The sequence below is a fragment of the Bacillus sp. FSL H8-0545 genome (assembly GCF_038006105.1).
Lineage (GTDB): Bacteria > Bacillota > Bacilli > Bacillales > Bacillaceae_G > Bacillus_A > Bacillus_A cereus_U.
The window spans coordinates 3,492,678-3,518,866 of record NZ_JBBOUO010000001.1 but is presented as its reverse complement, the minus strand read 5'-3'; the positions used below and the strand labels follow the sequence as shown (position 1 = coordinate 3,518,866).

Below are 26,189 nucleotides of genomic sequence, written 5' to 3'. Positions count from 1 at the left end.
GTGACAACAGATGAGAGTAGTTTCAGGAAAATGTAAAGGGCACCCACTTAAAGCGGTACCTGGTAATACAACACGTCCAACGACAGATAAAGTGAAAGAATCTATTTTTAATATGATAGGTCCTTATTATGATGGTGGTATCGCTCTTGACTTATTTGGTGGTAGTGGTGGTCTTGGAATTGAGGCCATAAGTAGAGGGATTGATAAAGCGATTTTTGTTGACCGAGATAGTAAAGCGATAAAAGTCATTCATCAAAATTTAGAAAGCTGTAGAATACAAGAACAAGCTGAAGTGTATCGAAATGATGCGGAACGGGCGGTAAAGGCGCTTATAAAGCGTGAAATATCATTCGATCTTATACTAATAGACCCTCCATATAAAGGTCAAAAAATTGTGTCTTTAATTAGTGTGATCGATCAACATGGATTGTTAAATAAAGATGGCATCATTATGGCAGAGCATGGGGATGACGTGGTTTTACCTGATTCTATAGGAGAACTTGTAAAAGTACGGGCAGAAAACTACGGGATTACAGCAATTTCGATTTATAAGTATGAAGGTGAGGGGACAGAATGACAAGTATAGCTATTTCTTCAGGGAGTTTTGATCCAATTACCCTTGGACATTTGGATATTATTAAAAGGGGAGCAAAAGTATTTGATGAAGTATATGTAGTTGTTTTAAACAATTCATCAAAAAAACCATTCTTTTCGGTAGAAGAACGCCTAGAGTTAATTCGAGAGGCGACAAAGGATATACCGAATGTAAAAGTTGATTCACATAGTGGATTATTGGTGGAATATGCAAAAATGCGTAATGCAAATGCAATATTACGTGGTTTGCGAGCGGTTTCTGATTTTGAATATGAGATGCAAATTACTTCAATGAATCGAAAATTAGACGAAAATATCGAAACCTTCTTCATCATGACAAATAATCAATATTCATTTTTAAGTTCAAGTATTGTGAAAGAAGTTGCGAGATATGGGGGAAGTGTAGTAGACCTTGTTCCTCCGATTGTAGAGCGTGCTTTAAAAGAAAAGTTTCAAACCCCGTTAAAGTGAACGGGGTTTTTCTTTATGAATGCGTAAAAATAATAAGATAACATATAAATATAAACAAAATAAGGTGAAGATTGGTCCGTAGTGTATAAATGATGTCCAAATATCAGTTAGTGTGTAAGAATGATTCAATAAAAATACGGGAAGATCTTCTTGCGTAGGCGAGAAAGAATGAACCTTTTCATAAAATGGCCCCCAAAATATAAAAGTGAAAATAGGAGCGAGAATACTTTGGATAATTCGAGCTAAAAAATATGGTTTAAAGCGGATATCTGTCTCCGCTAATATGCTTGCTACTTGTGCCTGAATAGAAAGGCCGCTAAATGCTAAAATGAAGCTTGTTACCATCGCTTGTTGAAGAAGTGTTGATTCATTAATTTGACTAATCATTTGGCTTCCAAGCGTCATTTCAAAAATACCGGATAATATCGGAATACTAAATTGGGATGTAAGTTGGAAGAATGATAAAATATGTTGCATAATAAAAGAAAGCGCTTCTGTAATTTCGAAAACAGTAATCATTTTATTTAAAACAGAGAATAAAATAATAAACCCACCAATCATGAGCAATGTTTGAATAGAAGAAACGATAGCGTCACCGAGTAGTTTTCCAATCGGTCTTTTTTCTTGCATACGTGTTTGGTGGAGGATGGAAAAAGGGTTTTGAAAGGCACGCTTTTGATTCGTATGTTTGTCTTTTATGTAAGTATCGTTATTACCATAAAAGCGCATAAGTAATCCGACGATAAAGTTGCTTATATAATGTGCTGCTGCTAATACGAGTCCTAATTTTGGATTATTGAAAAAACCAATAGAAACCGCTCCGAAAATAAAAAGTGGATTAGAAGAATTTGTGAAAGATACGAGTCGTTCCGCCTCGATTTGTGTTAGTTGATTGCTCTTGCGTAGTCTAGCGCTTAATTTGGCGCCAGCGGGGAATCCTGAAGCCATTCCCATTGCCCAAACAAACCCACCTACCCCTGGAACACGAAACAGTGGACGCATTAGTGGTTCTAATATAACACCGATAAATTTTACAATACCAATACTGATTAGAAGTTCCGCAATGATGAAAAACGGTAGTAGTGAAGGGAATACAACTTCCCACCATATATTTAACCCGCGAATTGAAGCTTGCAAAGCAGCTTGGGGGTGAAGTACAAGAGAAAAGGTTAAAAATAACATTGATATGGTAAGAAAAGCAGTTTTCCATTTTTCGTACATGTAAGAAAATCCCCCTTTGTCCCAAAAACGTTCATTTCAGTATACGTGGATATGTGGTGAATTTAGACCATAAGTATGAAAAAGGAATGAAAAAAATTAAAGGGTGAGAAAAATGAAGGAACCAAAAATCGGTTTAGCGCTTGGATCCGGAGGTGCAAAAGGTTTTGCTCACATAGGGGTAATAAAAGTATTAAGGGAAGCTGGTATCCCTATTCATATGATAGCAGGTAGTAGTATAGGAGCGTTAATTGGTACATTCTATGCAGCGAGTTGTGACGTTGAAAGACTGTATAAATTGGCAGCTGTTTTTAAAAGGAAATATTATTTGGATTTTACAGTTCCTAAAATGGGATTTATTGCTGGAAAACGTATTAAAGATATGATTAAAATGTTTACATATAATAAAAATTTAGAAGAGTTAGATATCCCGACGGCTGTTGTGGCTACTGACATTTTGAAGGGGGAAAAAGTTGTTTTTACAAGCGGTCCGATTGCGGAGGCGGTTCGAGCTAGTATATCTGTGCCAGGGGTGTTTGTTCCAGAGAAAATAGATGGTCGCTTATTAGTGGATGGAGGGGTAATTGACCGTATTCCCGTATCGGTTGTAAAAGATTTAGGGGCTGATATTGTTATTGCTGTAGATGTATCTCCAATTAAGGTGAATGGAGAGGTTACATCGATTTATGATGTAATTATGCAAAGTATTGAAATTATGCAACATGAACTTGTGATGAATCGGCAAATAGCATCAGATTTAATGATGCGGCCAGCAGTAGAACAATTTAGTTCGCGTGCTTTTACACATATTGAAGACATCATTCGGGTCGGAGAAGTGGAAGCAGAAAAACACATTTCAAACATTTATTTACTAATTGAGCAGTGGAAGGAGAAACATAATGTTTAAGCGTTTTCGGTTTATATATGCAATTTTAATAGGGGTTATATTGGCGATGCTACTTGTTTATGTGCGTTTGCCATACTTTGTGACAAAACCAGGTATGGCCGCAAAATTAGCGCCGTACGTGCAAGTTGACGGTGGTACTAAAGAGTCTGGTGATTTTATGCTTGTCACTGTCTCAATGGGGCCTGCAAATGTTGTGAACTTAATAGCCGCGCAATTTAATAAATATACACACATTTCGAAGGCGGAAGAAATATTGCAAAAAGGTGAGAGTGATGAAGAATATCAATTTCGTCAAGATTATGCGATGAAAGATTCACAAAACGCTGCAATTTATAATGCATATAAACGTGCAAATCGCTCTGTTTCTTTTGAAAATAAAGGTGTACTAGTGGCTGGTGTAGCAAAGGGTATGCCGTCAGAAGGAAAGCTTAAGCTTGGAGATGTTATAGTAGCTGTCGATGGAAAAATATTCGACAAGACGGAACAATTTATTGAGTATATGACAGGGAAAAAAGAAGGGGATACAGTAAATATTGAATACAAGCGGGACGGAAAACAGTTTAAAGAAAATTTAAATGTAAAGACAATCCCTAATGGGAATGGACGTGTCGGTATAGGGGTCTCTATCGTTACGGAAAGAGAGTTAGTAGTAGATCCGAAAGTGAAAATTGATTCCCATGAAATAGGGGGGCCATCAGCAGGGTTAATGTTTACACTAGAAATTTATAATCAGCTCGTTGAAGAAGATTTAACAAACGGACATGAAATAGCTGGAACAGGTACAATCAATGATAAAGGGGAAATTGGTCCAATTGGTGGTATTCAGCAAAAAGTAGTAGCTGCTAGTGATGCAGGAGCTGAAGTGTTTTTTGCGCCAAATGAAAAAGGTGTAGAGAAATCGAATTATAAAGATGCTCTTGAAGCTGCGAAAGATATTAAAACAAAGATGAAAATTGTACCGGTGGACACACTGGATGATGCATTAACGTATTTGGAAAAAATGGGTGAAATAAAGTAAACCTCTCTGAAGAAGAGAGGTTTTTCTTATAGGAATTTTTTCATTATTTCATCATAACGAATTGGATGATGCGTTGCGTCTTGTTTTAGTAGTTGTGTCCGCAAAGGTTCTTGCATTATGGAGAAATATACAGCATTTGATTTTCGTTCTATGTCTAAAGCCGGATGTTCAAAAGTTTTTGTATGAGTAAGGATTGGAAGTTCTATTTTTTTCTTATTTTTAGAAAGATAAGTTTGTCCCTTTTGTGACATTCCGAGAAGACGGATATACGGCGCATGTTGCGCTATATTTGCTTTGTGTATTTCTTCCTTCGTTGTATTTGTTAAAATATGTGTACAAGCTCTTTGTAATCTAGTCCATGTATAACGTTTTGTTTTTAATGCTTCCATGAATGAATAGAAAGATGAACTGTTTTGTATTTTTGATAAAATACGATGCTCTAAACCTTCTTCCATTTCATATATATGTTGTAAGTCTCGAGAAGACATCGTCATAAGTTTGTATTTAAAAAATGAAAAGTATTTTTCCCAGTTATGTAACGTCCCGTAGTTTTGCTTGTAGTTTTCTAAAAGAGAAGCAGTCATTTTCGGGATAAAAGGCTCAATAGTTGTAGAGGAACTGTTTTCAATAAATAGCTGTTTGCGAATACTTGTTGCACTTGCAATATGTTGATCGTGAAATGTTTCATCATGATAATGAGAGGCGAATCTTTTTATAGTTTGTGCTTGCATGGAACTATTTTGTAAGAGAATGGCTTTAATGTACTGTAAGCCTAAAATGTTATTTGGTTGTGACATATCTACGTTTTTTTCGGGTGGTAAGATGTGTAGAAAGGCTTCAGATGTAGCTTTTGCATAACTATTACCTGCATTCATAAATTGCTTCACAAGACGATTAAAAGTCTTTTCTTCATTTTTTTGTATAGCGATGGTAGTGTAGAAATTTTCAGTTTGTCCATCTTCACTACCAAAACAAATTTCAGAAACACCAAGGGCGTTTAAAATCGAAATTGCGCCATTTGCGAAAGTTTCGGCCTTTTGTGTTGCGAATGCATAAGGAAGCTCTACAACAAGGTCTACGCCGTTTGTTAAGGCCATTTTAGTACGATACCATTTGGAGATGAGTGCGGGCTCACCACGCTGCAAAAAAGGACCACTCATAACGGCGATAATAATATCAGACTGTGTTAACTTTTTTGTTTCTTGCACATGATAAGCATGACCGTTATGAAAAGGGTTATATTCAACAATAATACCACTGGATTTTATGGTAATCTCTCCTTTCGATGTAGCATCTTTTTGGAAAACGTGATAATGTATATATTATTTCCTATGATGACTTCATTATAGTGTAAAGAAAAAACATTGACAAATATAAAATGGCTAGCTATAATTTTGTTTGTTGCCTTGAGGTGATATGATATGAAATGGTCCATCCATCAATTGAATAAATTGAGAAATAAAGGATTGACATTAAATGAAATGGTAGATGTAAGTGAGCTAAAAGAGGTCGAGAAAGATATTCGTGAAATTAATCCTGTTCATGTAACAGGAAGAGTTGATTTTGGCTCCGGTAAGTTTACGTTTCATCTACATATAACTGGAAGCATGGTTTTACCATGTTCTCGCTCTTTAGTAGATGTGACATTACCATTTGACATTAAAACAACTGAGGTGTTCCAAACTTCAGAAGAAGAATTTGAAACAGAAGCTGAAATTCATTGTTTAGAAGGAGAAGTACTTGACTTACTGCCCGTAATCAAGGAAAATATACTTTTGGAGATTCCAATGCAAATTTTCAGTGATGATGTTTCTGGTGGAGCACCGATGCAAGGTCAAGACTGGCAAGTGATTTCGGAAGAAAACAAAGAAAAGACTGTTGATCCAAGATTAGCAGGACTTGCAAAGTTTTTTGACAAATAATCGGAAGACTGGTTTAGGCCTTCATATGAAAATAATTATTTCTTTTAAGGAGGTGGGAAGAATGGCTGTACCTTTTAGAAGAACTTCTAAAACAGTAAAAAGAAAGCGTCGTACGCATTTCAAATTATCAGTACCTGGTATGGTAGAGTGCCCAAGCTGTGGTGAAGCGAAATTAGCTCACCGTGTATGTAAAGCATGCGGTACTTACAAAGGTAAAGAAGTAATCAGCAAGTAATTGCGAAAAATAAACGTAGAAGATATCTTCTACGTTTATTTTTTTTGTCTTATTCTTTATTTGTTGTATTCTATCTTTTCTAGTAACTGCATATGCTTAATAAAAAATGCATAGGGAGGACTAGAGAGATGGCGACAACAAGACAAGATGCTTGGACTGATGATGAAGATTTGCTTCTGGCAGAAGTAGTACTCCGGCATATTCGTGAAGGTGGAACGCAACTTTCCGCTTTTAAAGAAGTGGGGAGGCATTTGTCTCGTACACCTGCAGCTTGTGGATTTAGGTGGAATTCTTACGTTAGAAAGCAGTATAAAGAACGTATTGAAGAAGCAAAGCAACTTCGTAAGGTAGAAAATTATGAAGTGAAAGAGACAACGGTATTAGAGCCAAAATCTATTACATTGAATGATGTTATTGAATTCTTGCGAAATTATAAAGATGAAAGCTCTTTAATGATGTTACAACAACAAATTGAATCGTTACAAACAGAGAAAGAACGTCTTCTGGAGCGATTATCAGTATATGAGGAAGAATATAGAACATTACTTGATTATATTGATCAAAAAAGAAGTGTAATGGTAGCAGAAAGAAATGGCGCTCGCTCGAATGGAGAATTAGAAAAATTAAAGAAATAAAAACAGCTGCGTAACAGCTGTTTTTTTTATTTCTTATGCAGATTCTTCGTTTGTAATCGCATTCGAATTTGTTTCTGGTTGCCAAATATAAAAATCACCATTAGTTACTGATACTGGCTGGAAACTTAATTTATCCCAAAAACCAGCTGACTGGATACGTGCTATCGTTTTAATTGGGAATTGTAGTTGTTGCGCATAATTAACAAGCATTTGTCCGAATCCTTGTTTTTGAAAAGTCGGCAACACTTCGAGTTTATAAAGTTCTAGGTAAGTACCTGTAATTTCAAATGGTTCTCCACCGTTCCTTTTCATGTATAGACTCATACGTGCGATTAGCGATCCTCCATAATAAATACCGTAAAATGGAGACTCACTATCATTTTCAATAATGTTTGCTTGTAATTCTTCCAACATGGATAGTTCTTGAGCTCCGCACCCTTTAAATTTTTTAAATGCATCTAATGTTTTATAATTGATGAGCAAGCGTTCAACTTTTGGGAATCCCATTACATCACATCCTTTTCTTATCTTGTTGAATACAGAAAAGTTAAAATATTTATAATAATATTATAACTCATTTTTTAATTTTTATGAAGAAGATAGAATATTTCTTTCATTATTTTTTTGAGGATTTGCTAAACTAAGAATAGAACTATGTATATAGGTAGTATATACATAGTGAAAGAAGGGGTTGCATTTGTTACAAGATAATTGAATCCTTAACTATGTAATTGTAATTTAATAAGATGTAAAGGGGGGAGGGCAAGGGAACTTATATCACTTGTTAATATGAGTTCTTTGTGTGAAGATGAAAATTGGAATTGTTGGACCGGGAGCTATTGGTCTCCTATATACATTTTATTTACAAAAAAGCAATCAAGATGTTACGTTGTTTACAAGAAACGCTAAGCAAGCAGAAGAATTAAACTTAACGGGTGTAAGTTGTATTAGGAATGGAGAACGTGAAACAGTATTTCCATCTATTTTACCGATAGAAAGTATGCTGGATAAACAGTTAGATTATACATTTATTGCTGTAAAGCAATATCATGTAACTGATATATTACCTTTTGTGCAGGGAGAATCGTCATTAATCTTTTTGCAAAATGGAATGTCGCATCTTCACGTTATGCAAAAAATAGGAAATGAACGTATAGCAGTCGGGATTGTGGAGCATGGTGCAAAAAAAGAGGATGGACATACAGTTCGTCATACTGGAATAGGTGTTACAAAGTTTGGTGTAGTGCGTGGTCAATCTAGTTGTTTTAAAAAGGTATTTAATTGTTTTCCTTTTGATTATTTTCCGATTCAGATAGAAGATGATTGGAAGGGGATTATGCGTAATAAATTAGTAGTCAATGTATGTATTAATCCATTGACGGCATTATTGCGGGTTGAGAACGGAGAGTTAATTTCAAACCCGTTTTTTTATCAAATGATGGAGCAAGTATTTCAGGAAGTTGCATTTCTTGTTAAAGAAGAAGATAGGGAAATGCTATGGCAAATGGTATGCCAAGTATGTGAAAAAACATCTCATAATACTTCATCTATGTTAGCGGACGTAAGAGCGAATAGACAAACAGAAGTTAATGCGATTGTTGGATATGTATTAGAAGAAGCTAAGGAACAACAACAATCTGTTCCGACACTTCGATTTTTGTTCAATGCAATAAAAGGAATGGAATTATAAGTGTTTTTCTTTGCTTTTACGTGAAACATTGACTACAATGTGGGTTGGTGAGAGAACAGGATACGAAAGGAAGAATTATATGGAGATAAAAGAGATCTCTGTTCCACTACAAGGTGTTGTAGCGGACTATATGAACGTTAAAAAAGAGATACAGTCATGTTTTGATTATCTGTTAACAGAGGATGCTTTTAAACAGCGTTTACATGATTTGCGTGAGAGAGAGTTCTTCCGTCAAGATTTAGTAACGCATTTATTAGAATATAATACACAATTGCAAGCGGGAGAATTTACAATTCAAAATATAAAAGCGCTTGAAGATGAAAATACATATGTAGTTATAGCTGGACAACAAGCTGGTTTATTAACTGGTCCGCTTTATACAGTGCATAAGATCATTTCAATTTTACAGCTTGCAAAAGAAAAAGAAGAGAGTTTAGGGGTTCGGGTTGTTCCTGTCTTTTGGATTGCTGGTGAAGACCATGATATGGATGAAATTAATCATACATTTGTAACGAAAAATAAAAAAATAAAAAAGACCATTTTTCATGAACGTTATCCGAAAAAGGCGAGTGCTTCTGAGTCTGAACTTTCTATTGAAGACTGTAGAAAATGGGTCGAAGAGATTTTTAAAACATATCCGGAAACGAATTTTACAAAGGATGTATTACAATTTGTTGATGATGCTTTAGGTAAATCGCATACATATGTAGATTTCTTTGCACGCCTTATTACGAAAATGTTCGCAAATTCTGGTTTAATTCTTGTAGATTCACATCATCCTGCATTAAGAAAATTAGAAGTGCCGTTTTTACAACAAATTATAAGTAAATATAAAGAAATTCAAGTAGCACTTCATAATCAACAGGAAGTAATTAAGGAATTAGGATTTAAACCGATTATTGAAACGAAGACAAATGCAGTGCATATATTTATGGAAATTGATAATGAGCGAGTATTGCTTGAAGAGAATCAAGGGAAGTTTATTGGAAAAGATGGAGTGCATTCATTTTCGTATGAAGAATTGATGGAAGAGATGGAAAGAAGTCCAGAACGTTTTAGTAATAATGTTGTAACGCGCCCTCTTATGCAAGAATATGTGTTTCCTACGTTAGCGTTTATTGGCGGTCCAGGGGAGTTAGCTTATTGGAGTGAATTGCAACAAGTGTTTCATACGGCCGGTTTCCAAATGCCACCTGTTGTTCCGCGCCTTACAATTACTTATATGGAGCGAGATATAGCGACAGATTTATATGATTTAGATTTGCGAGAAATTGATCCATTTCTAAATGATATAGATAATCTACGTGACAATTGGCTTTCTAATCAAATAGAGGAACCGATAGACGAGCGATTTATAGAAGCGAAAAAAGAAATAATGGATATCCATACATCATTACAACAATTCGTGAAAAAAATAGATCCAGGGTTAAATGAGTTTGCTGGGAAAAATGAACTGAAAATTAATGAGCAAATTGAACTGTTAGAAAGAATGTTGAAAAGAAATGTTGAGAAGAAACATGAGGTTCAACTGAATAAATTCCGCCGTTTACAATTTGCGCTTCGTCCATTAGGAGCACCGCAAGAACGTGTGTGGAATGTGTGTTATTATTTAAATCAGTTCGGCCTTGATTTTGTTGACCGGGTAATGGAACAATCTTTTTCGTGGGACGGAAAACATCATGTAATAAAACTATAGAATCTTGCTCTTTTGAGCAGGATTTTATTTTTATTCTGTTGAATTAACTGTGAAGTGAAATATTTCTGAATTATTCATCTTATGTTATTGTAATGAATCGCTATGTATCAGGTATATATATATGACAAAATAGCACAAAATGTAAACGGATTATTATCTTTTTCGACAGGTTTTTGTTTAAATTCCCGCAAAAAATGATAAAATTTAGTATATAATAAAATAAAATAGCGATTTGTATAGCGTACTACCTTGTTGGAAGTTAAATGAGTCGTTCTTTAGTAGCATTTCATCCTCTAGTAGTAAATTGTGTTTGTAGAGTGAGAAATGTATTTAACATAATTAATTGGAAAAAGAGTAGGTGCAGCAATGTTCAAACACGTAACAGTACTTTTGAAAGAAACAGTAGATGGCTTAGATATAAAACCGAGTGGTACATATGTAGATTGTACACTGGGTGGAGGAGGACATAGTTCTTATTTATTATCTCAGCTAACAGATGGTGGAAAATTAATAGCATTTGATCAAGATGAAATAGCGATTCAAAATGCGAAGGAAAAATTTTCTTCTTATGGTGAACAATTTGTAACAGTGAAGAGCAACTTCCGTTATTTATCTGAAAAACTACATGAATTAGGTATCACAGAAGTAGACGGGATTTTATTCGATTTAGGTGTTTCATCCCCACAATTAGATACACCAGAGCGTGGCTTTAGTTATCATCATGATGCACCGTTAGATATGCGGATGGATCAAGATGCCCCATTAACAGCATATGATGTTGTGAACAGCTGGTCATATGAACAACTCGTAAGAATTTTCTTCCAATACGGCGAAGAAAAATTTTCAAAGCAAATAGTAAGGAAAATTGAAGCGTATCGCGAGAATAAGGCTATTGAAACGACAGGAGAATTAGTGGAATTAATTAAAGAAGGTATTCCAGCTCCGGCACGTAGAACAGGTGGACATCCTGCGAAGCGAGTATTCCAAGCGATTCGTATTGCTGTAAATGATGAATTAAAAGTATTTGAAGAAGCGTTGGAATCTGCAATTGGTATGGTCAAGCCTGGTGGAAGAGTTAGTGTTATAACATTCCATTCTTTAGAAGATCGTATTTGTAAAACGACGTTTAAGCGAAATAGCACAACGCCGCAATTACCACAGGGACTACCGATTATTCCGGATGAATTTAAGCCGAAATTAAAGCTTATTACAAGGAAACCGATTTTACCTTCTGACATTGAATTAGAAGAAAATAATCGAGCGCGTTCTGCGAAGTTGAGAATCGCTGAAAAACGATAAAAAGGAGAGAGAGGTATGACTAATTTAGCTGTAAAGTATAAACAACAGGCGCAAGAAGAGGTACAAATTCAAGCGCCGCCACAGCAGATGGTTAAGCCAAAAGTAAAAACGAAAATTACAAGAATTGAAAAGCTATTGTACGTAACGTTTATTGGATTTTTATTATATGCTTGTGTAGCTTTTATTGGGAATAAAGCGGGTCTATATCAAGTTAATGTAGAAGCAGCGACGATAGAAGAAGAAATTGTGAAAAAACAAAAGGAAAATCAAGAATTGCAGGCTGAAGTAGAGAAGTTAAGTCGTTATGAACGTATCGCTGAAGTTGCAAAAAAACACGGGCTAGAAATTAATGCGAATAATGTGAAAGGCCTAAAGTAAGGCAAATAGGTGTGAAGAAAAGATGAAGAGAAATATGACCAAATTTCATACCAATAAGGGAGCAGGTTATTTTATGATATTTTTCCTCCTGCTCTTTTTGCTGTTATTAGCCCGATTTTTTTACATACAAGTAACAGGAACAGTGGACAATCATGATTTGAAGAAACTTGCTGAGCAGAAACATAGTAAAAAGGGAGTTCTCGAAGCGAATCGAGGAACAATTTATGATCAAAATGGTCATGTCCTAGCGCAAGATGCAAATTCTTATAAACTTGTAGCCGAGTTAAAAGGAGCCAATGCCGTTAAGGATAAAGAGGATACTGCAAAGAAAATTGCAGGAGTACTCGGAAAAGATGAAGATAAAATTTTAGCTACTTTAAATAAAGAAGGCAGAAGTCAAGTGGAATTTGGAACATTAGGTAAGGACTTGACGAAAGAAAAGAAAGAACAAATAGAAGCATTGAAATTGCCGGGAATCTCTTTCATTACTGAAAATGCGAGGGTGTATCCAAACGGTGATTTCGCATCTTACGTCATAGGGCATGCCAGCCCTGATGAGAATGGAATCGCAGTAGGTCAATTTGGCTTAGAAAAGAGTTTAGATAAGTATTTAGGTGCTTCTAATGGTGAGGTAGCTTATACAGGGGACCGTAAAGGTGTATCTCTTGACGGTGGAAAGGTGAATGTAAAGGCGCCTAAAAATGGAGATAATGTGTATTTAACGCTTGACCAACGTATTCAAAGTTATTTAGAAGACGCAATGAAAGAAGCAAGTAAACATTATGAGCCAGAAAATTTAATTGGAATTGTAGCGGATCCAAAGACGGGAAAAATATTAGCGATGTCTAGTAAACCTAGTTATGACCCTAATGATCGTCAAATTAAATATTTCTTCAACGACGCAATTGCAAATGCATTTGAACCGGGATCAACAATGAAGATTTTCACATTAGCAGCGGCCATTAATGAAGGTGTATACAATGGACAAGACTTTTATCAGTCTGGTACATATCAAGTTGGTGATCGCAAAATAAAAGATCATAACGGCGGCGCTGGATGGGGTTCTATTACTTTTGATGAAGGGGTAGAGCGCTCTTCAAACGTAGCGTTTGCAATTTTAGGTGATCAAAAACTTGGTCCAGATCGTTTCCGAAAATATATTCATAATTTTGGATTAGATGAAAAAACAAACATTGATTTACCTGGTGAAGGGTCAAATACAATTTTATTTGATCAACAAATACAACAAGTAACAACAGCATTTGGACAAGGTTCTACAGTTACACCAATTCAACTTGTACAAGCTGCAACAGCGATTGCAAATGATGGGAAAATGATGAAACCTTATACAATTGATAAAATTGTGGATCCAATAACAGGTAAAGTACAGCTAGAACATAAACCAGAAGAAGTAGGAAAACCTGTTTCCAAAGAGACAGCAGCGCAAGTAAGGCAATTACTAGAACGTGTTGTTACATCACCGAAAGGAACAGGGACTGCATATAAAATTGATGGGTACTCAGTCGGTGGTAAAACAGGTACAGCACAAATTCCTGACGGGAAAGGTGGCTATATGACGGGAAGAGAGAATTATATATTCTCATTCTTAGGTATGGCACCGATGGACGATCCGCAACTTGTTGTGTATGTGGCCGTTAAACAACCAAAATTAAAAGATGATGAAAACGGGGCTAAACCTTTAGCTGATATCTTTAAATATGTAACGAAAAATAGTTTAGAGTATTTAAAGATTAAGCCAAATGAAGTAAAAGACCCGAAAAAATATGTGAAAGAACAACAAACTGTCGTTCCAGATGTAACTGGAAAAACGATGGAAGAAGCGAAAAAAACAATTGATAAAGCAAAACTGCGTCCAATCGTATTAGGTGAAGGTAAAGTGCAGCAGCAAGTGCCAAAAGCAACTGAACAAACATTAAAGGGTGATCGAGTCTTCTTAGTAGGAGATAAACCTACAATGCCAAATATACAGGGGTGGGCACTGCGTGATGTTATGAATTTAGCAAAAACATTAAAGCTTAACTTAAAACCTTCTGGTACAGGGTATGTAACGGAACAAAGTGTGGCAGAAGGAACAGTGTTGCAACCTGGTACAGAATTAGGTGTAACACTCGTACCACCACTTGAGCCGCAGCAAGAAGCAGAAAAGCCATAATGGTAATAGGGAAGAAGTTCTAATTAAATAAGTACAAGCATATATTGGAACAAGCTAGGCGTAAGGGAGGCTTGTTCCAATATGCGTGTATCAAATGTAACGGTTAGGAAACGACTTATTTTTATACTTATATCGGGTATACTCATTTTCACCATCATCGATATTCGTCTTGGATATGTGCAATTTTTTCTTGGAAATATGTTAACGGATCGTGCGAAGGATTCATGGAGTCGTAATATTACTTTTGAACCAGAGCGAGGGAAAATTTTAGATCGAAATGGTGTGGAGCTTGCTACGAATAAAAGTGCACCTACCGTCTTTGTTGTGCCAAGGCAAATTGAAAAACCAGCAGAGACTGCAGAGAAGTTAGCTGCAGTATTAGGTGTGGAAAAAGATGATGTTTATAAGCGGATTACAAAAAAAGAATCGATTGTAAGGCTTGATAAAGGCGGAAGGAAAATATCGCATGACAAAGCGAAAGAAGTACGCGGATTAAGTTTAAAGGGTGTGTACATCGCAGAGGATTCTATCCGGTACTATCCATTCGGTAATTTTTTATCACACGTATTAGGATTTGCGGGCAGTGATAATCAAGGGCTTATGGGACTAGAGAAATATTATGATAAAGAGCTAAATGGTGATAAAGGTCATGTGCGATTTTTTGCAGACGCGAAAGGACAGAGAATGCCTAACGTTGGAGATGATTTCAAAAAACCAGAAGCCGGCTTGAATTTAGGATTAACAATTGATTCACGCATTACGAGGATTATGGAAAGAGAAATGAATATTGCGGAATCAACGTATAATCCTGACGGTATGATAGCAATTGCAATGAATCCGAAAAATGGTGAAATTTTAGGTATGTCAAGTCGACCAAGTTTTGATCCAGCAGATTTCCAAAGTGTTTCTCCGGAAGTATATAACAGAAACTTACCTGTATGGAGTACGTATGAGCCGGGGTCAACATTTAAGATTATTACATTAGCTGCAGCCTTGAATGAAAATTTGGTAGACTTAGAGAAAGATACATTTTATGATGATGGGGCAGCTGAAGTTGGTGGAGCTAGATTGCGGTGTTGGAAAGCTGGAGGCCATGGTAGCCAAACGTTTTTAGAGGTAGTTCAAAACTCTTGTAACCCAGGATTTATTGAACTCGGTGATCGTCTTGGTAAAGAACGATTATTTAAATACATTCGCAATTTCGGGTTTGGACAGAAGACCGGAATTGACTTACAAGGTGAAGGTAGCGGGATTTTATTTAATTTAGATAAAGTTGGTCCAGTCGAGCAAGCGACGACTTCATTTGGGCAAGGTGTTTCTGTTACACCGATTCAACAAGTAGCAGCTGTAGCGGCCGCTGTAAATGGTGGAACTTTGTATCAGCCATATATAGCGAAGGAATTTATTGATCCGAAGAATAATCAAGTTGTCAGCAAAAAGACACCTGTTGCGAAAAGGGAAGTTATTTCCAAGGAAACTTCAGAGAAAGTTCGTTACGCATTAGAGAATGTTGTAGCGAAAGGTTCTGGTAAAGGGGCTTATATTGATGGATATCGTGTAGGTGGAAAAACTGGAACTGCTCAAAAGGTGAAAGATGGAAAATATTTAGATAATAACTATATTGTATCATTTATCGGTTTTGCTCCAGCTGACGATCCGCAAATTGTTGTTTATGTAGCAGTGGATAATCCAAAAGGAGTCACTCAATTTGGTGGAGTGGTAGCAGCACCTATTGTTGGGAATATTCTTCGTGACGCACTTCCTGTAATGGGAGTGGAACCGAGAAAAGAGCAAGTTGAGAAAGAATATAAATGGGGCGATACACCAACTGTGGAAGTTCCGAATTTAATTGGTATGAAAAAGAAAGATTTACAAACGCAACTTGTAGACTTGAAGCTTGATATAAGTGGTGATGGTGGGAAAGTAATTAAACAATCACCAGAAGCAGGAGCTAAAGTAAAAGAGGGTTCAAAAGTTAGAATTTACTTCGGGAATTAAAGGTAACTGATTGTGTTTTATGGTACAATTGGTGGAAGTGAGTTCTTTATAGGGAAATTGCTTTATTTGAGACGATAAGTGTCTCATTAATAAATAAATCTATTGATTAGACTATAGTAGCACTTACCTCCTATTTTTATATAACATAGGAGGTAACGTGTTACTTGCTAAAATAAGAGATAAATAAACAATGTAGAGAGGGTTTAGTGAAATGAAGTTGCATACACTTGTATCATGTTTGCATGATTTTCCAGTTGTTCCAACAGAAAATCCAGAAATAACATCTATTGAAGCGGATTCACGTAAAGTGAAAGAGGGAAGCTTATTTATATGTATGAAAGGATATACGGTTGATAGCCATGATTTTGCTAAGCAAGCAGCGGCACAAGGAGCGGCTGCTATTGTTGCGGAAAGACCAATTGATGTTGACGTTCCAGTTGTACTTGTGAAAAATACTTTTCGTTCGCTAGCGGTGTTAGCTGATTATTTTTATGGCCAACCAACACACAAGTTACATTTAATCGGTATTACAGGTACAAATGGAAAGACAACAACATCGCATATTATGGATGAAATTATGCGCGCACATGGTCATAAAACAGGGCTAATTGGAACGATTAATATGAAAATCGGTGATGAAACATTTGAGGTGAAAAATACAACACCAGATGCACTAACACTTCAACAGACATTTTCAAAAATGGTTGAACAAGGTGTGGATAGCACAGTAATGGAAGTTTCGTCTCATGCTTTAGATCTTGGCCGTGTACACGGGTGCGATTACGATGTTGCAGTATTTACGAATTTAACACAAGATCATTTAGACTATCATAAAACGATGGAAGAATATAAACATGCGAAAGGGTTGCTTTTTGCACAGCTTGGCAATAGTTATCATCATAATCGTGAAAAATACGCTATATTAAACAGTGATGATCCAGTAGCAGAAGAGTATATGAGAAGTACAGCAGCTACTGTTGTAACATACGGTATAGATGTTGCAAGCGACATTATGGCACGAGATATCGTAATGACGAGTGGCGGTACAACATTTACACTTGTAACACCGTATGAAACTGTAAATGTTACGATGAAATTAATTGGTAAGTTTAATGTATACAACGTGTTAGCTGCTACAGCAGCAGGTCTTGTTTCAGGAGTGAGCTTACAAACAATTATTGATGTAATTAAAGAGCTTGCTGGCGTTCCTGGACGTTTTGAAGTTGTTGATGGTGGACAAAATTACACAGTTATTGTTGACTATGCACATACACCTGATAGCTTAGAGAACGTACTAAAAACAGCAAAACAGTTTGCAAAAGGTGATGTATATTGTATCGTTGGTTGCGGTGGTGATAGAGATAGAACGAAAAGACCAATAATGGCAAGTGTTGCAACCAAATATGCAACTCATGCAATTTATACATCAGATAATCCAAGAAGTGAAGATCCGAAGGCTATTTTAGATGATATGGTAAATGATGTAAAAGGGAATGATTATGAAGTAATTGTCGATCGAAAAGAAGCGATACGTTCCGCTATCTCGAAAGTGAAAGCAGAAGATATTATTATTATTGCTGGTAAAGGGCATGAAACGTATCAAATTATTGGTAAAGAAGTTCATCATTTTGACGATCGTGAAGTTGCTAAAGAAGCAATCACGGAGCGTTTAAACAACGAAGTGTAACAGCATGAGAGGAGGACTACATGTGCTTGAACAAGGCTTATTAGTAACGGCTGGGGTAGCATTCTTAATTTCTGTTGCCCTTTCGCCATTATTTATCCCATTTTTAAGAAAGTTAAAGTTCGGACAGAGTATTCGTGACGAAGGACCGAAGTCACACCAAAAGAAATCAGGGACACCAACGATGGGTGGTATTGTCATATATGTATCTATGATGGTGACTACGCTTATTATGGCGATTAAATTTAACAATTTAGGTGCAGAAGTATCATTGTTATTATTAGTTACATTTGGGTACGGATTAATCGGATTTTTAGATGACTACATAAAAGTAGTAAAGAAAAGAAATCTTGGTTTAACATCAAAACAAAAATTGATTGGTCAGCTTGTAATTGCTATTGCGTTCTTTTTAATTGGAAAAGGGCAAGCATTTCACACTTATATCATGATTCCGGGAACTGATGTTAAATTTGAATTAGGCTGGGCATATTTTGTTCTTGTATTATTTATGCTTATTGGTGGATCAAATGCGGTTAATTTAACAGATGGTTTAGATGGTTTATTATCAGGAACAGCTGCTATTGCATTCGGAGCATTCAGTATTATTGCTGTAGCTCAAGAACAATTTGGGGTAGCGATTTTCTGTATGGCAGTTGTAGGAGCTGTACTTGGCTTTTTAGTATTCAATGCGAATCCAGCAAAAGTATTTATGGGGGATACAGGTTCTCTAGCTTTAGGTGGTGCTATCGCAGCTGTAGCGATTTTGTTAAAACAAGAATTGTTACTCGTTATTATTGGCGGTGTATTCGTAGCGGAAACTTTATCTGTTATTATCCAAGTTATTTCGTTCAAAACAACAGGAAAGCGTGTCTTTAAAATGAGTCCATTACATCATCATTATGAATTATGTGGTTGGTCAGAGTGGCGCGTTGTTGTAACGTTTTGGTCTGTAGGATTTTTATTAGCTGTGCTAGGAATTTATATCGGGGTGTGGATGTAATTGAAAACTGTAACTGAATATCAAAATAAAAATGTTCTTGTATTAGGTATTGCTAAAAGTGGTTATGCAGCAGCTACTTTATTAAAAAAATTAGGGGCAAACGTCATTGTAAATGATGGGAAACCATTAGTGGGTAATGTGCTTGCTGCTGAGTTACAAGTGGAAGGAATGGATGTTGTATGTGGTGGGCATCCGTTAGAATTGCTGGAGAGAAACATTTCACTTGTCGTAAAAAACCCAGGAATTCCATATTCTAATCCACTCTTAGTGGCGGCGAAGGAAAAGCAAATTCCAATTGTAACTGAGGTTGAATTAGCATATCGCATTTCAGCAGCACCGTTTGTTGGGATTACGGGATCTAACGGCAAAACAACAACGACAATGTTAACGTTTGAAATGTTAAAAGAAGGACAAAAGCACCCAGTTATTGCGGGGAATATAGGTACTGTAGCTTGTGAAGTTGCACAATTGGCGAAAGAAAATGAAGTTGTCGTTACGGAACTTTCATCGTTTCAATTGATGGGAGTGGAATCGTTCCAACCAAAAATTGCAGCCTTTTTAAATTTATTTGAAGCGCATTTAGATTATCACGGGACGAAGAAAGAGTATGGTTTGGCGAAAGCGAATATTTTCAAAAACCAAACTGAAACAGATTATAGTATAATTAACGCAGATGATGCAGATGTAATGGCATTATCTGCATATAGTAAAGGACAGAAAGTATTATTTTCGACGACGAAAGAAATTGAAGATGGTGCGTGTATAAAAGATAACGCTCTTTATTTTAAAGGCGAAAAAGTAGTTAAAGTAAGCGATATTGTTTTACCTGGTAAGCACAATTTAGAAAATATTTTAGCAGCAATGAGTATTGCTAAATTACTAGGTGTTTCTAATGAAGCCATTACTGCTGTGTTAAAAAGTTTTACAGGTGTAAAACATCGCTTAGAATATGTAACAACGATTAATAATCGTAAATTTTATAATGATTCAAAAGCGACGAATATGCTAGCGACAGAAAAAGCATTATCTGCATTTACACAACCGATTGTATTATTGGCTGGTGGACTTGATCGTGGTAATGAATTTGATGATTTAATTCCATACTTTAAACATGTCAAAGCGATTGTAACATTTGGACAAACTGCACCAAAATTAGTAAGAGCGGCAGAAAAAGCAGGATTAGATGTAATTGAAAGTGTCGATACTTTAGATGATGCAGTAGTGAAGGCTTATGCTCATTCTACCGATGGTGATGTTATTCTTCTTTCGCCAGCATGTGCAAGCTGGGATCAATTTAAAACATTTGAAGAAAGAGGAGACATTTTTATACAAGCTGTGCATAAACTTATATAAAGTAAATCAAAACATCAGTAGGCTAACACCTACTGATGTTTTGTTACATAGGGCAAAGGTTCTGCCCAAAGAGGTGGTGTACATGGGTAATGAAGAAAACGCCTGATTTTATTCTCATCATCGTTACACTTGCGTTGTTAACAATCGGAATGATTATGGTTTATAGTGCGAGTGCGGTTTGGGCCTCTTATAAAATGGGGGATTCATTCTTTTTTGCAAAAAGACAATTGTTATTTGCAAGTCTTGGGGTAGTAGCTATGTTTTCTCTCATGAAAATTGATTATTGGGTGTGGCGTACGTATTCAAAAGTAATTTTACTAGTTTGTTTCGTTCTTCTTATTCTCGTTCTTATTCCTGGAGTAGGTCTCGTTCGTGGGGGAGCGCGAAGTTGGATTGGAATCGGAGCATTTTCTATCCAACCGTCAGAGTTTATGAAATTCGCGATGATTATTTTCTTAGCAAAATTTTTAGCGGAACGACAAAAATTAATTACATCGTTTAAACGAGGTTTGCTACCGGCTCTTAGTTTTGTATTTCTTGCTTTTGGGATGATTATGTTACAACCAGATCTTGGTACGGGAACGGTAATGGTTGGGACATGTATTATTATGATATTCATTTCGGGAGCAAGGGTTTTTCACTTTGCAATGTTTGGTTTGCTTGGTGCAGCGGGATTTGTAGGGTTAATTGCATCAGCACCATATCGAATGAAACGCATTACATCATATTTAGATCCGTGGTCGGATCCGCTCGGAAGTGGATTTCAAATTATCCAATCGTTACTCGCAATTGGACCTGGTGGTTTATTTGGGCTTGGACTTGGACAAAGTAGACAAAAATTTCTTTATTTACCTGAACCACAAACAGACTTTATATTTGCAATCTTATCCGAGGAATTAGGTTTTATTGGTGGTTCATTTGTGTTATTATTATTTAGTCTATTATTATGGCGCGGGATTCGTATAGCATTAGGAGCGCCAGATTTATATGGTACGTTTTTAGCAGTAGGTATTGTGGCGATGATTGCGATTCAAGTAATGATTAATGTTGGTGTTGTAACAGGACTGATGCCTGTTACGGGTATTACTTTGCCGTTTTTAAGTTATGGTGGATCAAGTTTGACCTTAATGTTAATGGCAGTAGGTGTATTATTGAATATAAGTCGCCATTCTCGCTATTAAACCCTGTTTAAAAGACAGGGTTTTTCGTGTGTGTGTGAAAATACAATATGTATATAGAAATAAATACGATTGAATAAGAACAGGGAAGTGGAGGAATCAGTAGTGCGAGTATTAGTAAGTGGTGGGGGTACTGGAGGACATATTTATCCAGCTCTTGCTTTAATTAGAGAAATAAAAAAACTAAATCCGGAAGCAAGATTTTTATACATTGGTACAGAGAATGGATTAGAGAGTACCATCGTACCGAAAGCGGGTATTCCGTTCCAATCTATTGTTATAAGTGGATTTAAACGAAAAATATCTCTTGATAATGTAAAAACAGTGATGCGTTTCCTAAAAGGTGTTCAAGATAGTAAACGATATATTCGTCGTTTTAACCCTGATATTGTGATTGGTACGGGTGGATACGTATGTGGGCCAGTTGTATATGCTGCGGCTAAATTAGGTATTCCGACTATTGTACATGAACAAAATAGTGTACCTGGTGTAACGAATAAATTTTTAAGTCGTTATGTCGATAAAGTTGCAGTTTGCTTTGAAGCAGCTGCAGAACATTTCCCACAGTCAAAAGTGGTTATGACAGGTAATCCACGTGCATCAGAAGTAATGGACCAAAATGGAATGAAAGGAAAACGTTCGGTAGGACTATCCCTTTCTAAAAAATCCGTGCTTATTTTTGGTGGGAGTCGCGGGGCTAGACCGATTAACGATGCTTTTGTAGAAGCGATTGAACAATTTGGGAATAAAAGTTACGAAGTATTATATGTAACAGGCGAAGTACATTATGATAAAGTTATGGAAGCCGTGAAACAAAAAGGGAATCCGAATAATGTTATTATTAAACCTTTTATTCATAATATGCCAGAGGTACTGACTGGTGTAGATCTTGTTGTTTCAAGAGCAGGGGCTACAACGCTTGCAGAATTAACAGCGTTAGGAAAGCCGAGTGTATTAATTCCAAGTCCGTACGTAACAAATAACCATCAAGAAAAAAATGCACGATCAGTTGTTGATAAAGGAGCAGCTAAAATGCTACTTGAAAAAGATTTAACATCTGAAACGCTTATTCGTGACATTGATGAGATTTTATTGGATACACAAACATTACAAAATATGAAACTGGCTACTAAGCAACTTGGTATTCCAGATGCAGCAAATAAGCTATATGAAGTAATGAACAAGCTTATTAAAAAATAACATTAGGTGAACGCCCTGCATATTACTGTAATAAGGAGACTTAATATGGGGGAGATTGTCTATGGAACAATTAGTAAAAGAGCTTTTAGAAGCAAATGTTGGTCGCGTGTTAGTTAATGAACCGTTAGCGCGTTACACGACTATGAAAATAGGCGGACCAGCTGATATTTTAATTGTGCCAAAGCATGTTGCTGGTATTGAGAAGACGTTAGAGTTAGTAAAGAAGTACAAGACAGGGTGGACTGCAATTGGTCGTGGTTCAAATCTTCTCGTATCTGATCAAGGTATAGAAGGTGTGGTTATTCGTTTAGGAGAAGGATTAGATCACTTAGAAGTCGAAAAACATAGAGTAAGAGTTGGTGCTGGATACCCCCTTATTAAATTGTCAACTTTACTTAGTCGACAGGGATTAGCTGGCTTGGAATTTGCAAGTGGTATTCCAGGAAGTGTTGGCGGTGCAGTGTATATGAATGCAGGCGCTCATAAGTCCGACATATCGAGTGTATTAACGAGAGCTCGTATTTTGTTTGACAATGGAACAATTAATTGGTTGACGAATACCGAAATGGGGTTTTCTTATCGCACATCTGTATTGCAAATGAAACGCCCTGGTATTGTTTTAGAAGCTGAATTCCAATTGGAGGTAGGCGAACGCGAGGAAATTGTAAGAAGCATGCAAAAGAATAAAGAGTATCGCCGTGAAACGCAGCCTTGGAATCACCCTTGTGCAGGAAGTATATTTCGAAATCCAGTCCCATATTTTGCAGGAGATTTAATAGAAAAAGCAGGGCTGCGTGGCTATAAAATAGGTGGAGCTCAAATTTCTGAAATGCATGGGAATTTTATTGTTAATACTGGTGTGGCTTCAGCACAAGATGTATTAGACTTGATCGTATTGATAAAGCGTACAATTAAGGATAAATTTGGTGTCGATATGCATACAGAAGTAGAAATAATTGGAAGATAACGGTTGTTCGTTCCGCTCATTATCATTTATGTTATAATAAGAAGATAAGAACGGCATGAGGAACATGCCGTTCTTTATGTTACATAGGGGGATCGTACATGAAAAATAGTAAAGTGATTAAACTACAAGATCGTGTACCAAAATTAAAGAATCAAAAGAAAAAGAATAAGAAACCTGTTAATCATCGGTTAATTTTATACATATCGATTTTATTTTTATTAGTACTCTTTTTAATTTATTTTCGGTCTCCGCTTAGTAATATAAAAAAGATAAGTGTGTTTGGAAATCATTATATGACAGATGAACAAGTTATGAAGGAATCAGGTGTGACATATGATACGAGTTATTTCCGAGTAACAGCACATAAAGCAGAAGAAAACTTAACGAAACGAAAAGAAATTAAAGCGGTAAATGTAAAAAAACGTTTCCCAAACAAAATTGATGTTCATATCGAAGAATATTTAACAATTGGCTATATAAACAAAGATGGGAAATTACAACCGTTATTAGAAAATGGGAAAACACTCGATGTACTTCCGAACGGAAAACTTCCAGTTGCAGCACCAATTTTTGAACCGTTTAAAGAGGAAAAAATGAAGGAATTAATTGCAGAACTAGAAAAATTAACGCCGACTATTTTAAGGTCTATTTCTGAAATTCGTTATACACCAACGAACGCAAATGAAGATCATCTTACTTTATATATGAATGAAGGATATGAAGTGAGCACCACTATTCAAAATTTCGCAAAGCGAATGGAAGCTTATCCACTTATTTTAAAAACAATTGAACCTGGTAAGAAGGTTTTAATTGACTTAGAAGTGGGTGCATATACGAAGGAACTAGGTGCTGAAGAAAAGAAAGAATAGAATGATAGTTTTTACTGCGTTATTACGTATGAAATGAAACAAACGTTCTTTTATATGGATGGTAATTTGCAAGAATGCTTAATTTGATGAAGAAAATGTAAATTTTCTTAGATTCATACTAGGATTGGTACAAGTTTCACTTTTCTACAAGTACATCTTAGTGTAGACTTATACTTGGCGGTAATCTTTACACTTGAAATATAATTATTTCAAGATAAAGCAGTTATTCACAGGTTACTGAGATATTCTTAAATGAATGTTAAATAAAAATAAGAAAAATATAGGGTTAAAAAAGGGAAACGTATAAAGACGTTGAATATTTTTCTTATAAATAGTAAAGTTGCGATTGTTGTTCCATATATTGAGTTGTATGGTATAAATAAAGAAGGAGGTGCCAAAGAATGAACAGCAATGAAATTTATGTTAGTCTTGACATCGGTACATCCAATGTTAAAGTCATCATTGGTGAAATGGTTAATGATAGCTTAAACATTATTGGTGTTGGAAACGTAAAATCAAATGGTTTGAAGAAGGGATCGATAGTTGATATAGATGAAACTGTTCGATCAATTAAAAAAGCAATTGAACAGGCTGAGCGCATGGTGGGTATCCACATTGAGCAAGTTGTAGTAGGTGTCAATGCAAACCAGGTACAGTTGCTCCCGTGTCACGGTGTAGTCGCTGTTTCAAATGAAGATCGTGAAATCGGGAATGAAGATGTCTTACGCGTTCTAGATGCAGCGCAAGTTGTGTCAATTGCTCCTGAACGTGAATTTATTGATGTGGTACCTCGACAGTTCATTGTAGACGGTCTTGACGAGATTAACGATCCACGCGGGATGATCGGTGTAAGATTAGAAATGGAAGGTACACTTATTACAGGCTCGAGAACTTTACTACATAACCTACTTCGTTGTGTAGAAAAAGCAGGTCTTGAAATTGTTGATATTTGTCTGCAACCTTTAGCGGCAGCGACAGTTGCGTTATCTTCGGATGAAAGAAATAGAGGGGTAGCCCTTGTTGATATGGGTGGAGGATCTACAACCTTATCTATTTTTAAAGATGGAGAGTTGCAAGCAACGAGCGTATTGCCATTAGGTGGAGATCATATAACGAAGGATATAGCGATTGGGCTGAAAACTTCAACAGAAAATGCAGATCAAATTAAGCTGAAATATGGACATGCTTTTTATGATACAGCATCTGAAGAAGAGATGTTTACGGTTCCTATTATGGGAAGCGATCAAACAGAACAATATTCTCAGTTGGAATTATCGGATATAATAGAGGCTCGTGTAGAGGAAATTTTAATGTTTGTTCAAGATGAAGTGCATAAGTTAGGAGTAAAGCAAGCTGCTTCTGGATATGTACTAACTGGTGGGATAGCTTCTATGCCAGGTGTTCTTGATCTTGCATACGATATTTTACATGAAAATGTTCGTATAGCAACTCCTGATTATATTGGTGTTCGTGAGCCTCAATATACAAGTGGAGTTGGATTAATTAAACATTCTTATCAAAAAGCTAAATTACGTGGGAAAAATGTGCAGGAAAAGCAAGAACATTTTGAACCAGTACCAGCACCAATGCCGGTACAACAGCAACCTGCGAAACAGAAAAATCGTAATCAAAATAATACTAATCAAAATGATGACCGCATGATGTCAAAAGTAAAACGTGTATTCCGTTATTTATGGGATTAAA

At 36.1% G+C, this 26,189-nt stretch carries 24 protein-coding genes; 21 read left to right on the top strand and 3 right to left on the bottom strand.

The genetic code is table 11. The features are described from left to right. The first annotated feature begins 10 nt into the window (after window positions 1-10). Both rsmD and coaD read left to right on the top strand, forming a co-directional pair. Window positions 11-577, top strand: a complete 567-nt coding sequence (rsmD, locus tag MHI07_RS18310) for a 16S rRNA (guanine(966)-N(2))-methyltransferase RsmD (protein ID WP_002066890.1) — start codon at window positions 11-13, stop codon at window positions 575-577. Then, on the top strand, window positions 574-1,065 hold the full coding sequence (gene coaD, locus MHI07_RS18305) for a pantetheine-phosphate adenylyltransferase (protein WP_000200601.1): 492 nt from the start codon (window positions 574-576) through the stop codon (window positions 1,063-1,065). Before rsmD ends, coaD begins: the two co-directional genes overlap by 4 nt. Here coaD and ylbJ read toward each other — a convergent pair. Beyond that, window positions 1,057-2,286 (bottom strand): sporulation integral membrane protein YlbJ, encoded by a 1,230-nt coding sequence (gene ylbJ / locus MHI07_RS18300; RefSeq protein WP_016106037.1) that lies wholly within the window; start codon window positions 2,284-2,286, stop codon window positions 1,057-1,059. The two genes, coaD and ylbJ, sit on opposite strands and share 9 nt — an antisense overlap. Window positions 2,287-2,398: 112 nt before the next feature. On the opposite strand from ylbJ, the gene MHI07_RS18295 reads away from it, so the two are divergent. Together MHI07_RS18295 and MHI07_RS18290 are read left to right on the top strand one after the other, a co-directional pair. Then, complete coding sequence (locus tag MHI07_RS18295; RefSeq protein WP_002160692.1) at window positions 2,399-3,190, top strand: patatin-like phospholipase family protein; 792 nt, start codon at window positions 2,399-2,401, stop codon at window positions 3,188-3,190. Next, window positions 3,183-4,208, top strand: a complete 1,026-nt coding sequence (locus tag MHI07_RS18290; protein ID WP_340825547.1) for a SepM family pheromone-processing serine protease — start codon at window positions 3,183-3,185, stop codon at window positions 4,206-4,208. The genes MHI07_RS18295 and MHI07_RS18290 overlap by 8 nt, the downstream gene beginning before the upstream one ends. Before the next feature lie 26 nt (window positions 4,209-4,234). Here MHI07_RS18290 and MHI07_RS18285 read toward each other — a convergent pair whose 3' ends face one another. Continuing rightward, window positions 4,235-5,476 (bottom strand): nucleotidyltransferase, encoded by a 1,242-nt coding sequence (locus MHI07_RS18285; protein ID WP_215582167.1) that lies wholly within the window; start codon window positions 5,474-5,476, stop codon window positions 4,235-4,237. A gap of 153 nt (window positions 5,477-5,629) precedes the next feature. Between MHI07_RS18285 and MHI07_RS18280 the strand changes: the two genes are divergently transcribed. The 3 genes from MHI07_RS18280 (at window position 5,630) to MHI07_RS18270 (ending at window position 7,000) form a co-directional block, all read left to right on the top strand. Further along, window positions 5,630-6,130: a YceD family protein gene (locus MHI07_RS18280; protein ID WP_000872151.1), complete on the top strand. Its 501-nt coding sequence runs from the start codon at window positions 5,630-5,632 to the stop codon at window positions 6,128-6,130. A 61-nt stretch (window positions 6,131-6,191) separates the two neighbouring features. Next, a complete protein-coding gene (gene rpmF, locus MHI07_RS18275; protein WP_001984764.1) occupies window positions 6,192-6,365 on the top strand; it encodes a 50S ribosomal protein L32 in 174 nt (57 codons plus the stop codon). 128 nt (window positions 6,366-6,493) lie between these two features. Then, window positions 6,494-7,000: an RsfA family transcriptional regulator gene (locus tag MHI07_RS18270; protein WP_002160695.1), complete on the top strand. Its 507-nt coding sequence runs from the start codon at window positions 6,494-6,496 to the stop codon at window positions 6,998-7,000. A 33-nt stretch (window positions 7,001-7,033) separates the two neighbouring features. Here MHI07_RS18270 and MHI07_RS18265 read toward each other — a convergent pair whose 3' ends face one another. Beyond that, window positions 7,034-7,507 (bottom strand): N-acetyltransferase, encoded by a 474-nt coding sequence (locus MHI07_RS18265; RefSeq protein ID WP_002160696.1) that lies wholly within the window; start codon window positions 7,505-7,507, stop codon window positions 7,034-7,036. 295 nt (window positions 7,508-7,802) lie between these two features. Between MHI07_RS18265 and panE the strand changes: the two genes are divergently transcribed. The 14 genes from panE (at window position 7,803) to ftsA (ending at window position 26,188) form a co-directional block, all read left to right on the top strand. After that, entirely contained in the window at window positions 7,803-8,690 is an 888-nt protein-coding gene (panE, locus tag MHI07_RS18260; RefSeq protein WP_002111450.1) for a 2-dehydropantoate 2-reductase, read from the top strand. A gap of 79 nt (window positions 8,691-8,769) precedes the next feature. Further along, the gene (gene bshC, locus MHI07_RS18255; protein ID WP_002160697.1) at window positions 8,770-10,386 is read left to right on the top strand and encodes a bacillithiol biosynthesis cysteine-adding enzyme BshC; all 1,617 of its coding nucleotides are present in this window, start codon (window positions 8,770-8,772) and stop codon (window positions 10,384-10,386) included. A 366-nt stretch (window positions 10,387-10,752) separates the two neighbouring features. Beyond that, window positions 10,753-11,685 carry a 16S rRNA (cytosine(1402)-N(4))-methyltransferase RsmH gene (gene rsmH, locus MHI07_RS18250; protein ID WP_002160698.1) on the top strand — a complete coding sequence of 311 codons (933 nt, stop codon included), beginning with the start codon at window positions 10,753-10,755 and terminating at the stop codon, window positions 11,683-11,685. Between the two features lie 15 nt (window positions 11,686-11,700). Continuing rightward, entirely contained in the window at window positions 11,701-12,063 is a 363-nt protein-coding gene (gene ftsL, locus MHI07_RS18245) for a cell division protein FtsL (protein WP_002111445.1), read from the top strand. A 22-nt stretch (window positions 12,064-12,085) separates the two neighbouring features. After that, complete coding sequence (locus tag MHI07_RS18240) at window positions 12,086-14,236, top strand: penicillin-binding protein (RefSeq protein ID WP_435868761.1); 2,151 nt, start codon at window positions 12,086-12,088, stop codon at window positions 14,234-14,236. Between the two features lie 81 nt (window positions 14,237-14,317). Then, window positions 14,318-16,234 carry a stage V sporulation protein D gene (locus MHI07_RS18235; RefSeq protein ID WP_215579487.1) on the top strand — a complete coding sequence of 639 codons (1,917 nt, stop codon included), beginning with the start codon at window positions 14,318-14,320 and terminating at the stop codon, window positions 16,232-16,234. 211 nt (window positions 16,235-16,445) lie between these two features. Next, complete coding sequence (locus tag MHI07_RS18230) at window positions 16,446-17,921, top strand: UDP-N-acetylmuramoyl-L-alanyl-D-glutamate--2,6-diaminopimelate ligase (RefSeq protein WP_215579484.1); 1,476 nt, start codon at window positions 16,446-16,448, stop codon at window positions 17,919-17,921. Between the two features lie 22 nt (window positions 17,922-17,943). Beyond that, the gene (mraY, locus tag MHI07_RS18225; protein ID WP_002014738.1) at window positions 17,944-18,918 is read left to right on the top strand and encodes a phospho-N-acetylmuramoyl-pentapeptide-transferase; all 975 of its coding nucleotides are present in this window, start codon (window positions 17,944-17,946) and stop codon (window positions 18,916-18,918) included. Then, on the top strand, window positions 18,919-20,271 hold the full coding sequence (gene murD, locus MHI07_RS18220) for a UDP-N-acetylmuramoyl-L-alanine--D-glutamate ligase (protein WP_215579481.1): 1,353 nt from the start codon (window positions 18,919-18,921) through the stop codon (window positions 20,269-20,271). Window positions 20,272-20,360: 89 nt separating this feature from the next. After that, on the top strand, window positions 20,361-21,452 hold the full coding sequence (gene spoVE / locus MHI07_RS18215) for a stage V sporulation protein E (protein WP_002111438.1): 1,092 nt from the start codon (window positions 20,361-20,363) through the stop codon (window positions 21,450-21,452). A 102-nt stretch (window positions 21,453-21,554) separates the two neighbouring features. Next, window positions 21,555-22,649 carry an undecaprenyldiphospho-muramoylpentapeptide beta-N-acetylglucosaminyltransferase gene (gene murG, locus MHI07_RS18210; protein ID WP_002088269.1) on the top strand — a complete coding sequence of 365 codons (1,095 nt, stop codon included), beginning with the start codon at window positions 21,555-21,557 and terminating at the stop codon, window positions 22,647-22,649. Between the two features lie 61 nt (window positions 22,650-22,710). Beyond that, window positions 22,711-23,616, top strand: a complete 906-nt coding sequence (gene murB / locus MHI07_RS18205; RefSeq protein WP_088079285.1) for a UDP-N-acetylmuramate dehydrogenase — start codon at window positions 22,711-22,713, stop codon at window positions 23,614-23,616. Between the two features lie 98 nt (window positions 23,617-23,714). After that, window positions 23,715-24,485 (top strand): cell division protein DivIB, encoded by a 771-nt coding sequence (gene divIB / locus MHI07_RS18200; protein WP_002111435.1) that lies wholly within the window; start codon window positions 23,715-23,717, stop codon window positions 24,483-24,485. A gap of 401 nt (window positions 24,486-24,886) precedes the next feature. Further along, entirely contained in the window at window positions 24,887-26,188 is a 1,302-nt protein-coding gene (gene ftsA / locus MHI07_RS18195) for a cell division protein FtsA (RefSeq protein WP_002160703.1), read from the top strand. Window position 26,189 lies beyond the last annotated feature (1 nt).